The 13,047-nt window shown below is 64.9% G+C and carries 12 protein-coding genes; 3 read left to right on the top strand and 9 right to left on the bottom strand.

Annotation, left to right across the window (positions count from 1 at the left end):
• Positions 1 to 6 precede the first annotated feature (6 nt).
• Complete coding sequence (locus tag E5673_RS05600; protein WP_136189254.1) at positions 7 to 843, top strand: CoA ester lyase; 837 nt, start codon at positions 7 to 9, stop codon at positions 841 to 843.
• A gap of 213 nt (positions 844 to 1,056) precedes the next feature.
• Here E5673_RS05600 and E5673_RS05595 read toward each other — a convergent pair whose 3' ends face one another.
• From E5673_RS05595 to E5673_RS05575, 5 genes are all read right to left on the bottom strand, one after another.
• Positions 1,057 to 1,347, bottom strand: a complete 291-nt coding sequence (locus tag E5673_RS05595) for a hypothetical protein (RefSeq protein ID WP_056061052.1) — start codon at positions 1,345 to 1,347, stop codon at positions 1,057 to 1,059.
• Between the two features lie 65 nt (positions 1,348 to 1,412).
• Positions 1,413 to 1,994 (bottom strand): ABC-type transport auxiliary lipoprotein family protein, encoded by a 582-nt coding sequence (locus tag E5673_RS05590; RefSeq protein ID WP_056061054.1) that lies wholly within the window; start codon positions 1,992 to 1,994, stop codon positions 1,413 to 1,415.
• Between the two features lie 8 nt (positions 1,995 to 2,002).
• Positions 2,003 to 2,968 carry an MlaD family protein gene (locus E5673_RS05585; RefSeq protein WP_056484780.1) on the bottom strand — a complete coding sequence of 322 codons (966 nt, stop codon included), beginning with the start codon at positions 2,966 to 2,968 and terminating at the stop codon, positions 2,003 to 2,005.
• A complete protein-coding gene (locus E5673_RS05580) occupies positions 2,968 to 3,891 on the bottom strand; it encodes an ABC transporter ATP-binding protein (protein WP_136189253.1) in 924 nt (307 codons plus the stop codon). Before E5673_RS05580 ends, E5673_RS05585 begins: the two co-directional genes overlap by 1 nt.
• Positions 3,891 to 5,000, bottom strand: a complete 1,110-nt coding sequence (locus tag E5673_RS05575) for an ABC transporter permease (RefSeq protein WP_056061063.1) — start codon at positions 4,998 to 5,000, stop codon at positions 3,891 to 3,893. The genes E5673_RS05580 and E5673_RS05575 overlap by 1 nt, the downstream gene beginning before the upstream one ends.
• Positions 5,001 to 5,062: 62 nt before the next feature.
• Between E5673_RS05575 and E5673_RS05570 the strand changes: the two genes are divergently transcribed.
• Positions 5,063 to 5,767 carry an HAD-IB family hydrolase gene (locus E5673_RS05570; RefSeq protein WP_247599596.1) on the top strand — a complete coding sequence of 235 codons (705 nt, stop codon included), beginning with the start codon at positions 5,063 to 5,065 and terminating at the stop codon, positions 5,765 to 5,767.
• A 101-nt stretch (positions 5,768 to 5,868) separates the two neighbouring features.
• Here the strand turns inward: E5673_RS05570 and crcB are convergent, their stop codons facing one another.
• The 3 genes from crcB to E5673_RS05555 all read right to left on the bottom strand — a co-directional run bounded on the left by crcB (position 5,869) and on the right by E5673_RS05555 (position 9,328).
• Positions 5,869 to 6,243 carry a fluoride efflux transporter CrcB gene (gene crcB / locus E5673_RS05565; RefSeq protein WP_136189252.1) on the bottom strand — a complete coding sequence of 125 codons (375 nt, stop codon included), beginning with the start codon at positions 6,241 to 6,243 and terminating at the stop codon, positions 5,869 to 5,871.
• Between the two features lie 212 nt (positions 6,244 to 6,455).
• Entirely contained in the window at positions 6,456 to 7,802 is a 1,347-nt protein-coding gene (gene mauJ / locus E5673_RS05560; RefSeq protein ID WP_136189251.1) for a methylamine utilization protein MauJ, read from the bottom strand.
• Positions 7,803 to 8,059: 257 nt separating this feature from the next.
• Positions 8,060 to 9,328 (bottom strand): DUF445 domain-containing protein, encoded by a 1,269-nt coding sequence (locus E5673_RS05555; RefSeq protein ID WP_247599595.1) that lies wholly within the window; start codon positions 9,326 to 9,328, stop codon positions 8,060 to 8,062.
• A 207-nt stretch (positions 9,329 to 9,535) separates the two neighbouring features.
• Here E5673_RS05555 and E5673_RS19620 point away from each other — a divergent pair, with 207 nt between their 5' ends.
• A complete protein-coding gene (locus E5673_RS19620; RefSeq protein WP_168711572.1) occupies positions 9,536 to 9,676 on the top strand; it encodes a hypothetical protein in 141 nt (46 codons plus the stop codon).
• Between the two features lie 149 nt (positions 9,677 to 9,825).
• On the opposite strand, the gene E5673_RS05550 is transcribed toward E5673_RS19620, so the two are convergent.
• On the bottom strand, positions 9,826 to 13,047 hold the full coding sequence (locus tag E5673_RS05550; protein ID WP_136189250.1) for an efflux RND transporter permease subunit: 3,222 nt from the start codon (positions 13,045 to 13,047) through the stop codon (positions 9,826 to 9,828).

Below are 13,047 nucleotides of genomic sequence, written 5' to 3'. Positions count from 1 at the left end.
GATAGGATGACGACCAGACGCCGCCGCAGCGCGCTCTACATGCCCGCCTCGAACGCCCGCGCCATCGCCAAGGCGCGGACGCTCGATTGCGACGTCGTCATCCTCGACCTGGAAGACGCCGTCGCCCCCAACGAGAAGGCCGCAGCACGGGACCGCGTCATCGAGGCGGTCCGCGAAGGCGGCTTCGGCGAGCGCGAACTGGTAGTCAGGGTCAACGGCCTCGACACCCCCTGGTATGCCAACGACATCGCCGCGATCCGCGCAACCGGCGTCGACGCGGTGCTCGTCCCCAAGGTCTCGTCGGTCGCCGACCTGCTCACAGTCCGCGCATCGCTCGGCGAGGACGGCCCACCAATCTGGGCAATGATCGAGACCTGCGCCGCGATCCTCGCCCTCCCCGCCCTATCCGCAGCAGCAGCCGAAACGCGCCTCACCGCGCTGATCGCCGGCACCAACGATCTCGCCAAGGAGATGCGCTGCCGGCTCGGCGCCGATCGCATGCCGCTGATCCCTGCTCTCACCGCAACGATCATGGCCGCCCGTGCTGCCGGGATCGTGGCGCTGGACGGCGTCTGCAACGCCCTCGACGACCCGCCCCGCTTCACCGCCGAGTGCGCGCAAGGCGCGACGCTCGGGTTCGACGGCAAGACGCTGATCCACCCCTCCCAGATCGATGCGGCCAACGCCGGTTTTGGCCCCAGCGAGGAGGAGTTGGCATGGGCGCGCCAGGTCGTGGCAGCGTTCCAGGATCCCGAAAATGCTGACAAAGGCGCGATCCGCCTGGATGGCCAGATGGTCGAGCGTCTCCATTTGGCTGAAGCGGAAGCGATGCTAGCCCTCTAAATCCCTCTCCCCTTGAGAGAAAGGCAGAGGCACGACTGCATCTAGCCAAAGCAGAAGCCTCTCTCGCCGACTGAAACTTCGACAAGCACAGTCGGAAACACCGTCCGTCATCCTGACGAAAGTCAGGATCCAGAGCCATGAAGCGCACCGCAAGTAACTCTGTACCCTGACTTTCGTCAGGATGACGGACCGCTTCGATGACGTCCTGCGGCTTTACCCCGCCTTCTTCCGCCGGGTCTCCCAACCCTTCTTCGCAGCCGCAGACTTCGCCGCCGCGCTACGCCCAGCCGCCTGCTTCCCGCCCTCATGCGAAGACGCATGCGTATCAGGCTTGCCGCGACCCGAGCCGGACAGGTTACCCCCGCCAGAATCCTTGTTCACCGCAGCCCAGGCCCGCGCCTCGGCTTCCTTCTCGGGAACGCCGCGCTCTTCATAGCCATCCGCGATATGCGCGGCCTTGCGCTTCTGCTTGTCGGTATACGCGCTCTTGTCGCCCTGTGGCATCGTCGCTCTCCTCGTCAGAGACCGTCAACGCTCAGGTCGACGCCGCGTTCAGAACGAAGGGGCGTTCACCGACCGATCCAGTCCGCCACCTGCGTCGCGACCTGGTTCGCTGCCTGGTTGATCCCGGCCGCTGCCGAAGGTGCGTCGATCGCCGACACCGGCACGCGCGCTTCGAAGCGATGCTTCTCGACCGTCGTCTTGCCGACGCGGGTCAGCGACGCATCGAACGTCACGACCGCCTCGCGCGTCGTCGCATCGAGACCGAACGACCGCAGCTCACCACCGAGCAACCCGCCGGGATCGCCGACCGACTGCGCGGTCGACAGCACCACCAGCCCGGTGCGCGCCGCGACGGTATCCGACACCAGCCGCGAGAACAGACGCGCCGGGGGCTCGGCCCACTGCGCGTCGGTGACGTACGCGATCGAGGTCGGCGTCGCCTGCACGGGCACGCGCGCGGTCGCCAGCGACTGCGGCACGACCGGAACCTGGATCGTGATCGACTTCGCGGTCGCCGAATCCTGGTTCTGGCCGACCGGCACCGACGATGCACTCGTCAGCGTCAGCAATGTGGGGGGCGGTTTCGCGCCGAAGCTGATGCACCCGGCGAGTGGCAGCATCGCGATCAGGATGAGCGGTGTCTTCATGGCGTGCCTCACTTACCCTTGTAATCCGGGAGCTTCTGCTGCCCGATCAGCGAACTCGCACCCTGCTGGTCGACCTTCTCGGCGACCGACGACAGCGCCGCGGCGGTCGTGCGGAGGTCGCGGACCAGGCGGTTCGCCTCCGGGATCGTCGTCTTGGAGAAGGCCTGCAAGCCTGGCCGTGCATCGCCGATCGCGGCGTTCAACGTCTCCGCGCTCTGCTGTGCGGAGGTGATCGCCTTGTTCAGGTTCGCCATCGCCGGCTTCACGTCCTCGGACAGAACGCCGTTGGTCGTCTTGGCGAGCACACCGAACTGCTGCGCGGCATCGCCAGCCTGCTGGATCGCGACCCGTGTCTGCGCGAGCGTCGCGGCAATCTCCGGCCCGCGATCGGCGAGCGCATCGGTCAGGCGGTTGGTGTTCTCGAGGATACCCGCGATCGACGCCTGGTTACGATCGGTCAGCAAGCCCGTCAGGCGCTCGGTCAGCGTCGACAGACGCTCAAGCAACTGCGGTGCCGAGTTCAGGATCGCGCCCAGGCCACCGAGCTTGGTCGGGATCACCGGCACGCCGTACGGGCATTCGGTCGGCGTCTTCGTGTCGGGGCAGCCGATCGCCGGCGCACCCTTGCGCGCGCCGTCGAGCGAGATCTGGCTGACGCCCGTGAAGCCGACGCCCGAGATCGACGCGGTCGTGCCCTGCAGCACGGGCGTCTCGTCGTTGACGCTGATCCGGACGCGGACGAACTGCGGATCGTTCTTCCACAGCGAGATCGTCTTCACCTGACCCGACGGCACGCCCGAGAACACGACGGCAGAGCCGCGCGCGAGCCCGTCGACCGACTGGCGGAAGAAGATGTCGTATTCCTTCTCTTCCTTGCCGCCGATCCGCGCGATCCACACGGTGAACAGCGCTAGCAGGGCCAGCAGGATCAGCACGACGGCGCCGACTAGGACGTGGTTCGAACGGGTTTCCATCAGCGCGTCCTTGCTTCTTTCTCGGCGTATGTCGCGTCGGCGTCGTCCGGCGCGGACTGCTTGGACTGGACTTCGCCCCTCTTCTCGGGGGTAGGATGTCGGGCAGCTTGCTCGTCGGCGCGCTCGTGCGCCTCCTGCGTCGCGACCGCGGCACGGCCGCGTGGCCCCTTGAAATACTCTTCGATCCACGGATGATCGAGCGCGATCAGCTCGTCGATCGTCCCTACCGCGATGACCTTCTTGTCGGCCAGCACCGCAACCCGGTCGCAGATCGCATACAGCGTATCGAGATCATGCGTGATCAGGAACACGGTCAGCCCCAGCGTCTTCTGCAACGACTGGGTCAGCCCGTCGAACGCCGCCGCCCCGATCGGATCCAGACCCGCGGTCGGCTCGTCGAGGAACAGCAGTTCCGGGTCAAGCGCCAGCGCGCGAGCAAGACCCGCACGCTTCTTCATGCCACCCGACAGCTCGGCGGGAAACTTGTTCGCGGCATCGGCGGGCAGGCCCGTCATCACCACCTTGTAAGACGCGATCTCCGCGAGCAGCGCCGGCGACAGATCCGGATAGAATTCGCGCAACGGCACTTCGACGTTCTCGGCCACGGTCAGCGTCGAGAACAGCGCGCCACCCTGGAACAGCACGCCCCAGCGCTTGCGGATCTCGGTCGCCTCGGTTTCCTCACGGCCGATATTGGGTTCGCCGAACACCGTGATCTCACCCGCGACCGGCGTCTGCAGCCCGATGATCGAGCGCATCAGCACCGACTTGCCGGTACCCGACCCGCCGACCACGCCGAGGATCTCGCCGCGCCGCACGTCGAGGTCGAGCCCCTCGTGCACCACCGAATCGCCGAACGCGTTCTTCAGCCCCTTCACGGAGATGATGAAATCGTCTGTCTTGTTGTCCGTCTTGCGGGGCATCAGTCCCAACCCAACCAGGTGAAGAACACCGCGAAGAACGCGTCGAGCACGATCACCAGGAAGATACCCTGAACGACGGCCGACGTGGTGCGCAGCCCGACCTGCTCGGCATCCGATTCGACCTGCATCCCCTGGAAGCAGCCGGCGATCGCGATGATCGCGCCGAACACCGGTGCCTTGATCAGCGAGATATACAGATCCGTGATCGGCACCACTTCGCGGATGCGCGCGATGAACGTCACCGGCGGAATACCGAGCTGCACCCAGCACAGCAGCCCACCGCCGATGATCGCGATGATCGACGCATAGAAGCCGAGCAACGGCATCATCACGATCGCCGCGAGCACGCGGGGCAGCACGAGCGCCTCCATCGGCGACACGCCGATCGTCCGCATCGCGTCGATCTCTTCGGTGAGCTTCATCGTGCCCAACTGCGCCGCGAACGCCGAGCCAGAGCGGCCGGCGACCATGATCGCGGTCATCAGCAGGCCAAGTTCGCGGATCGTCAGGCGACCAACGAGGTTGATCGTGAACACTTCCGCGCCGAACTGCCGCAGCTGGACCGCGCCCTGTTGCGCGATGACCATGCCGATCAGGAAGCTCATCAGCCCGACGATGCCGAGCGCGGCGACGCCGACGACCTCGAACCGCTGGACCACGGCGTTGAACCGGAAGCGGCGCGGGTGCCGGATGACGCTGCCGAACGCGATCGTCGTCGCGCCGAGAAACCCGAGCAGGCCTAGCATCGTCTTGCCCGACAGCACCACCGCGTCGCCGATCTCGCCGACCACGCGGGACAGCGCGCCGACCTTCGCAGGCCGCGCCGCGATCGGCTGATCGGAAGCGACGACCTGGTCGAACAACGCCTGGTCGTTCTCGTCGAGCCCGTCGATCGTCGCGTCGTTGCGCGCCGCGAACCGGTGGACGACCCACGCGCCGATCGTGTCGATCCGGTCGACCCCGCTCAGATCGACATGCTTCACCGAAGCCGCATCGATCGCCTCGAGCCGATCGGGCAGATTGCCGATCTTCGCGAGCGACAGATCGCCGGTAAAGCGAAGCGTGCCGGTATCGGCACCGTCCTGCTGGAAATCGGCCATCGCGCTCATCGGGGGCACCTTTGCGGCAAAGTGACTGGATCGGCAAGATGAATGCGGCGTAAGCGACGACGATGATCGAAATGCCTTCCGCCTCCCCGTCCGTCCGTCTCGCGATCTACGACATGGACAAGACGATCACGCACGCGCCGACCTGGACGCCGTTCCTGCTCCACACCGCGAAGAAAGGCGGCGCGCCGTGGCGGTTGGCGCTCGTCCCGTTCGCCGGAGTCGCAGCACTCGGCTATGTCGGCAAGCTGATCAGCCGCGGCCGGCTCAAATACCTGATGCAGCGCATGATGCTCGGCAAGCGCATGACGCCCGCCGAAGAACGCCGAGCAGCCGAAGCCTTTGCCGACCGCGTGATGCGCGATGGAGTCTTCGCCAGCGCCCGCGCGCAGATCGAGGCCGACCGCGCCGCAGGCTACCGACTGGTGATGGCGACCGCATCGTACCGATTCTACGTCGAGGCGATCGCGCGGCGACTGGGCTTCGACGCGGTGATCGGCACCGAGAGCCTGCGCGACCGCGACGGCGTACTGCTCGCCGGCATCGAAGGCGAGAATTGCTACGGCCCGGCCAAACTGCGAATGATCCAGGCCTGGATGGACCGCGAAGGCATCCCCCGAGACCACGCCCACATCCGCTTCTATTCCGACCACGTCTCGGACGCCCCGACCTTCGAATGGGCCGACGAACCCTTCGCGGTGAATGCGCATGGGCCGCTGCGGTTGTTGGCGAAGGCCAAGGGCTGGGCAATGCCGGATTGGGAGCGGTAGCTCCGTTGCGCCATCGGTGACAGCGGCCGAAACCTACTTAATCACTATCGCTCAAAATAGGACCGCATCGTTGAAGTGCTGAAGTCTTTGATTAGACGCACTCAGGCCCACCGTCGGACGAGCATCATCGTCAATGCAAGCACCGAGAGAGACAGGATCAAACTCGTGCTCACATAGGCAAGTGACTCGACGTATTGCCCACGCTCCCAAAGCATCACCGAGTCCAGAGAGAAGGTAGAGAATGTTGTGTAACCTCCCAGTATACCCGTAGTAAGGAAAAGACGGAGGTCATTGCTTTGAATATTCCGGGCCTCGAAAACGCCAATTACGAGACCCATTATGGCAGATCCAGTCACATTGATTAGCAGCGTGCCGTACGGAAAATCTGGCCCGAGCGCTTTCGTGACAGTCGATCCTAAAGCTTGCCGAAAGACCCCTCCCACTCCAGCCCCGAAGAACACAATTAGGTAGCCCATGTAGTTGTCATCCGCAGCTAGTGATGCGCATGATACGGATCGGTAACGCGGATGACATCATACTTCGGTATGGATCATCTCGTGAACGACCGCTTTCCACCCATCCCAGCTATTCAACCTACGCCCAAAATGGCGGCAGTAACTTCAGCTTTAGCGGTGTCCGAAATCGGCCGCTGCTTCATGTGCGATTTTAACGGTCGATCTAAGGCAAATTAATTTTGCGGGGTTAGGTTGGCACGATGCTCCGCGGCTTTGAGCCATTTGGCGATCTCAGACTCAAACCACTCGTGATTGCCCCAATTCACCGGTATAAAAGCATCAACGCGGGAGAGCAGCGCCCTCGTGTCAGTATCATAAACGTGCAGCTCCCCATTGCCTAAATAATCGAGCTGGAACCGCCGCAGGTCGGCAATGTTGCGCGCGGAGTGCGCCGACCCGTCGTCCCGAATTGTCAGTCCACAGTCGAGGTCGAACACAAGCCGTTCACTGTCAAAGTGCAGCTCAAACTCGAAGTCGATGAGGTTGTCAGGTGAACGATAGAGCAGCTTCAACGTTGCTTCCGCGATGTCGACGGCAACGGGGAGCATACCGCGCAGCGCCGAGAACGGCTCACTCCGGCGCAACTCGATATCGAGCAGCGGTACATCGATTGTGCCGCTGATACCTTCCCATGGTCCCTCCATGATTTGTGTCATGAGGTCCGGCGGCATGATGAGGCGAAATCCGGCCAACTCGTAGAGGTGTGCTCGGTAAATCGACGACGGTGTCGGAATGCCAAAGATTTCCTCAATCGCCCGTTCGGCCAGTCCCTGGATGAGGGGCCGCTCTTCATAAAGTTCGTGCACGACGCTGTAGTCGTCAGGATCCATAATCGGCTGCTTGGCGGCATGCGCAATCGCCTGCCGCCGGGCGAGCTGGATATGTACGCCGACATCATTAACGCCGCGCGCCCTGACCTTGGCCAGCGCCTCTTTGGCTTGCCCCTCTAGTTTATCGAGCGCATCAGTAATCCAGGCGCCCCGCGCCTGACCCTGGGGCAATGCCGCTTCCAACACGCGGTAGAAGGTCAGAAACGAATAAGCCGAATGGTCAAGTCCGCGGGCCTCTCGCATGAGAGCGAGTGCGAGCTGACCAGACGCATCCGGTTCCGGCAGGTCGCGCACAACAAAGTCGGCTGTGAGCGTGTGACCGCCCGTTCCTCTACCCGAGGACAGGAACGGCATACTCCCGCCGCCGAAACCGCTGACCCTGACCCCGTATCCCTGCGTCCAGGACAGCGCACTCAGAAACCGCATCATCTTCGTTCGATGATCGCTGGTCGCATCGCGCTCCATACGCATAGCGACTGCAGGACTTGCATTCTGCGTCGGGGGAATAATCCAAAAATCCTGCCCCAGATATACGACTTTGTGCGTCTTTACCGGCCATGGTATGCCGGTCGCCAACGTGGCGACGATCCAGTGTCCCCGTTTCGCCAGCTCACCGACCATGATCGACGCGCGATCGGGCAGCTCGAGTTGCCACGGTGGCCGCGCGGTCGTGTCTGCCGATTCACTCATGGCCTGATGATAGCGGACGATACCTGGCGCTACCACTGAACGAGCGGCTTCTGATGGGCCGTCGCCTATCAAAGGCGGCCTGTCGGCCTTCCCTTCTCAAACCAGACACTCGATGTCGGCAAGCGCCATTGCATCTCGATCTGTTTTCGAACCCAACCCCTCCAGGTCTTGCTAAACTCAGACAGCCACAAACGACCGGACTATACCTGTAAAACTGCCGTTCCGCGTGCGATCTAAAAGATCCTATGCTCTACCCATCATAGCAAAACATCGACGCTGTGGATCACCAGCCCGACCAGCCCGCCGACGATCGTGCCGTTCACGCGGATATATTGCAGGTCGCGGCCGACGGCGTTTTCCAGGCGGCGGGTGATCGTGTCGGCGTCCCAGCTACGGACCGTTTCCGAGACCAGCTTGACGATGCCGTCGCCGTAATCCGCCGCCGCGCCGACCGCCGCGCGCCTCACGAACCGGTTGATCGTCCGCGACATGCGCGGATCGTGCTGCAACGTCTCGCCGAGCTGGCGCAGGATGTCGCCGAGCTTGCCGGCCATTGCCCGCTCGGGGTCGCGCGCGATCGCGAGGAGCGCGCCGCGTGCCTGCTCCCACAGGCCGTCGAGCCAGCGCTGCATTGCCGGATTGTCGAGCAGGTCGTTCTTCATCGTCTCGACGCGCTCGCGCATCCGGCGGTCATATTGCAGATCCCAGGCGAGCCGATCGAGGCCCTCCTCCGCCTTCAGGCGCAACGGATGCTCGGGGTCCTCCGCCATCTCGGCGAGCAGCTTGTCGAAGCCGTTGATCAGCTTGTCCGCGACGGTCGTGTCGAGCCCGGTCCAGCGCAGGATCGAACCGGCCTTGTCGTGGACCATCGCGCGGACGAGGTGGTCGTTCGCCGCCAGCGTCTTTGCCGCCCAGCGGATCGCGCTTTCGAGCAGCGGCGCGTGGCGGCGCTCGGCGATCGCGGCCTTGAGCAACTGGCCGAGGATCGGCGACACCTCCGTCGCGCGCAGGCGGGCGCCGATCCCGGCCTTGACCATCCCGCCGAGCCGCGCCGGATCGAGCCCCTCGAGAACCTGCGCGACCAGCTTCGACGCGCCCTGGCGAAAGCGCCCCCCTGCCCCCTCGGGTGGATCGGTCAGCCAGCGTGCGATCGCGCCCGCCACGTCGAGGCGGCGGGTTCGCCTGGCGATGACGACGGGGATCAGGAAATTCGCGCGGAGGAACTGCGCGAGCGTGTCGCCGATCCGGTCCTTGTTGCGCGGCACTATGGCTGTGTGCGGGATCGGCAGGCCGAGCGGATGGCGGAACAGTGCGGTCACCGCGAACCAGTCCGCGAGGCCGCCGACCATCGCCGCCTCGGCGAACGCGCGGACGAACGCGAAGGCGGGGTGGACGGGGACCAGCGCGCGACTGACGAAGAAGGTCGCGGCCATGAACACGAGCAGCCCGGTCGCGACGATCCGCATGCGGACGAGGGCGGGCGGCGTTGCTTCGCTCGCCGGGCGCGTGCGGGTTGAAACTGTCATGCCCGAAACAATCCCCCAGCGCGGGGATAGTTCACGAGCGGGGCGGACGATCCGGCTTTCGCCTGACGTGCGCTCGATTCAGATGCGCTCGGCTGGTGGAATTTTGCCACCCCCGCGCGTGATTGGCTGGATCGCGAGCGGTCCGCGCTAGACTGCCACCCGGCTTGCGACCGATGCCGGCATGACCAGCCCACGCTCAACCGCCGCGTGTCTGACTCGCCCGTGCTCGACCAGACGGCTCGCGCTGGTGACGTTCGTGCCGTATTCCTCGACGCCAGGCCGACGCGCGATGCTTTTGGCCCGCCCGCGCTCGACTGGCCCATGCTCGACCGGCCGACTTTCGACTGACTCCGGCATGACCGGTCTGCGCTCGACCGGCACGCGCTCGACCTCCCCATGCTCGACTCGACGGCACGTGCGCCGTTCGTGCCGTATTCCGCGACGCCCCGCCATCGCGCGGAGCTCCAACGTCGCTTAACACGAGGGGCGCGATGGCGTCACTCGGCTGGCTGTGTGCCATCGCCGAGCTTGGGGGTTGCCGGTCCGAGCCGTGGCCCCGACGGTCCAGCGAGCCCAATCACTTCGCTGCCGTCGTCGCCGGGGCGATAGGTGAGCAGGCTGCGGCCGAGGCGTGGGCCGATATACCGCTCGATCCCGACTGCGAGGCTGAACGCCGCGGGGACGATCAACAGCGTCAGGATGGTCGACAGGACGAGCCCGCCGATCACGACGATGCCCATCGGCGCGCGCCACGATCCGTCGCCGCCGAGCGACAGCGCGGTCGGGATCATGCCCGCGACCATTGCGACCGTGGTCATCACGATCGGCTGCGCGCGCTTGTGGCCGGCATCGACCACCGCGGTCCACACGTCGACGCCCTTGCCCATCTCCTCCAGCGCGAAGTCGATCAGCAGGATCGAGTTCTTCGCGACGATGCCGAGCAGCATCAGGATACCAATGAACACCGGCATCGATACCGGGTTGCCCGTCGCCCACAACGCGATCAACCCGCCCAGCGGCGCGAGCAACAGCGACCCCATGTTGACGAACGGCGGCAGCGCGCGGCGGTACAACAGCACCAGCACCGCAAACACCAGGAACGTCCCCGCTATCACCGCCAGGATGAAGTTGTTGATCATCTCCGCCTGGAACTTCGACTGCCCCAACACGAGTTTGTTCACGCCTGTCGGCAGGTTCGCCATCGTCGGCAGCGCGTCGATCTGCTTCTGCGCGACGCCGGAGACGATACCGGGCGCGAGATCGGCGCCGATCGTCAGCTGACGCTGTTGATTGACGCGGTCGATCTTGGTCGGGCCGGAGCCGAGCGTGATCTCCGCCACCAAGTTGAGCGGCACCGAACCACCCGACGCGGTCGCCACCGGCAGGTTCTGGATCGTCGAGAGCTCGCTACGTGCGCCCTGGTCGAGTGCCACGCGGATCGGGATCTGGCGATCGGACAGCGAGAAGCGCGCCGAGTTCTGGTCGATATCGCCGAGCGTCGCGATCCGGATCGCCGACGACAGCGCCTGCGTCGTCACGCCGAGATTTGCGGCGAGATCGAAGCGCGGCTTGATGACGATTTCCGGGCGCTGCATGTTGCCGGCGACACGCGGCGCGACCAGCGTCGGCAGGCGCGACATCTCGGTCACGATCTTCTGCGCGGTCGCATCGAGCAGCTTGGGATCGTCGCCGCCGAGCGTCACGCTCATGTCGCGCGTGCTGCCACCCCAGCCATTCTGCGAGCGGAACGAGACACGCGCATCGGGGATCGCCGCGAGCTGGGGCGCGAGACTACGTTCGAACTCCGTGCTCTTCATCTTTCGATCGTCCTTGAGCGTCGCGGTGACGCGGCCGGCGTTGACCGAACCGTTGGCCCCGCTGCGCGCATAGACCGACTGAACGTCGGGCTGCGATCCGATCAGCGCCGCGACCTTGGTCACGACGGCTTCGGTCTGCGCCAGCGTCGTGCCCGGCACCATGTCGATCACCGCCATCGAGGTGTCGTTGTCCTGCGCGGGCTGGAACGTCATCGGCAAGACCGCGAACATCACGATAGTCATCAGGAACGCGAACACGCCGAGCCCGAGCACCCAGAAGCGGTGATCGCGGAAGCGGCTGGTCAGGCGGTGGAACCCGCCGCGTGCCGCCGACGCCTTTGCCTTGCCGGTCTCCAGCGTCCATTTCAGCGTCGCCATATAGCCGTCCATCAGGACTCCCTCACCGTGCACGGCGGGGCCGGCGGACTTGAGGAAATACGCTGCGAGCATCGGCGTGACGAGACGCGCGACCGCGAGGCTCATCAACACCGAGGCGACGACCGTCAGGCCGAAATTCTTGAAGAACTGCCCCGATATACCCGGCATCAGGCCAACCGGCAGGAACACCGCGACGATCGCCATCGTCGTCGCCAGCACGGCAAGACCGATCTCGTCGGCGGCGTCGATCGAGGCCTGATAGGCGGATTTGCCCATCCGCATGTGCCGGACGATGTTCTCGATCTCGACGATCGCGTCGTCGACCAGCACGCCCGCGACGAGGCTGAGCGCGAGCAGCGTCATCTGGTTCAGGTTGAAACCGAGCAGGTCCATGAACCAGAAGGCCGGGATCGCCGACAGCGGGATCGCCAGCGACGAGATCACCGTCGCGCGCCAGTCGCGCAGGAACAGGAATACCACGATCACCGCGAGCACTGCGCCCTCGATCATCGCGTGGATCGCGCTCTCATACTGCATCTCGGTGTATTTGACGCTGTTCGAGCGCAGCACGAAATGCACGTTCGGATTGCGCTTTTCCATCGCCGCGAGCTTCTTCACCGCCTCGTTGAAGACGGTGACGTCGGACGAACCCTTGGAGCGCTGGAAATCGAAGCTGATCGTCTGGCGGCCGTCGATCGCGGCACGGCTGCGCTGTTCGGCATAGAGATCGCGCACCTGTGCGATGTCGGCAAGGCGCACGGTGCGGCCGTTGCCAACGCTGATCTGAGTCTGGGCGAGTGCGACCGCGTCCTTCGCGTTGCCGAGCACGCGGACCGACTGTTCGGACCCGGCGATCTCGGCGCGACCACCCGCCGCATTCAGATTGACCTGCCGGAGCTGGGCGTTGACCTGGCTCGCGGTCAGCCCCTGGCTTTGCAGCTTGAGCGGATCGAGGATGATCCGGATTTCGCGACTGACGCCGCCGTTGCGATTGACCGCAGCCATGCCGGGGACCGACAGCAACTCCTTCGCGACGTTGTTGTCGATGTACCAGCTCAGCTGTTCGACCGTCATGTCCTTGGCGATCACGGAATAGCTGGCGAGATCGTTGTCGGTGGTGTTGGCGCGGAACACCTGCGGCTCAAGGATACCCTCGGGCAGGTCGCTGCGGATCTGCGCGATCGCGTCGCGGACGTCGGTGACGGCACGGTCGATCGGCGTGCCGATGCTAAGCTGGACGACGGTCTGCGACTGGCCCTCGGTCACGGTCGAGGTGATCTCGTCGATGCCCTGGAGCGAACGCACCGCGGCCTCGACGCGCTGCGTGACCTGCGTCTCGAGCTCGGTCGGCGCAGCACCCGGCTGGTTGATGACGACGATCGCGATCGGAAAATCGATGTCCGGATCGTTGTTCACGTCCATCCGCATGAAGCTGACGATGCCCGCCAGCGTCAGTGCGATGAACAGCACGATCGGCGGCACCGGGTTGCGGATCGCCCAGGCCGAGATGTTGCGAAAGTTCAT

It is taken from the genome of Sphingomonas sp. PAMC26645 (assembly GCF_004795835.1).
GTDB lineage: Bacteria > Pseudomonadota > Alphaproteobacteria > Sphingomonadales > Sphingomonadaceae > Sphingomonas.
The sequence above is the reverse complement of the archived record's forward strand: the minus strand, read 5'-3'. Positions and strand labels throughout refer to the sequence as shown.

Coding starts and splice junctions, on each gene's coding strand:
- crcB (WP_136189252.1), bottom strand. CDS start 6,243: ATGGGCTACCTAATTGTGTTCTTCGGGGCTGGAGTGGGAGGGGTCTTT.
- E5673_RS05575 (WP_056061063.1), bottom strand. CDS start 5,000: ATGAGCGCGATGGCCGATTTCCAGCAGGACGGTGCCGATACCGGCACG.
- E5673_RS05600 (WP_136189254.1), top strand. CDS start 7: ATGACGACCAGACGCCGCCGCAGCGCGCTCTACATGCCCGCCTCGAAC.
- E5673_RS05550 (WP_136189250.1), bottom strand. CDS start 13,047: ATGAACTTTCGCAACATCTCGGCCTGGGCGATCCGCAACCCGGTGCCG.
- E5673_RS05590 (WP_056061054.1), bottom strand. CDS start 1,994: ATGAAGACACCGCTCATCCTGATCGCGATGCTGCCACTCGCCGGGTGC.
- E5673_RS05580 (WP_136189253.1), bottom strand. CDS start 3,891: ATGCCCCGCAAGACGGACAACAAGACAGACGATTTCATCATCTCCGTG.
- E5673_RS05585 (WP_056484780.1), bottom strand. CDS start 2,968: ATGGAAACCCGTTCGAACCACGTCCTAGTCGGCGCCGTCGTGCTGATC.
- E5673_RS05570 (WP_247599596.1), top strand. CDS start 5,063: ATGATCGAAATGCCTTCCGCCTCCCCGTCCGTCCGTCTCGCGATCTAC.
- mauJ (WP_136189251.1), bottom strand. CDS start 7,802: ATGAGTGAATCGGCAGACACGACCGCGCGGCCACCGTGGCAACTCGAG.
- E5673_RS05555 (WP_247599595.1), bottom strand. CDS start 9,328: ATGACAGTTTCAACCCGCACGCGCCCGGCGAGCGAAGCAACGCCGCCC.
- E5673_RS05595 (WP_056061052.1), bottom strand. CDS start 1,347: ATGCCACAGGGCGACAAGAGCGCGTATACCGACAAGCAGAAGCGCAAG.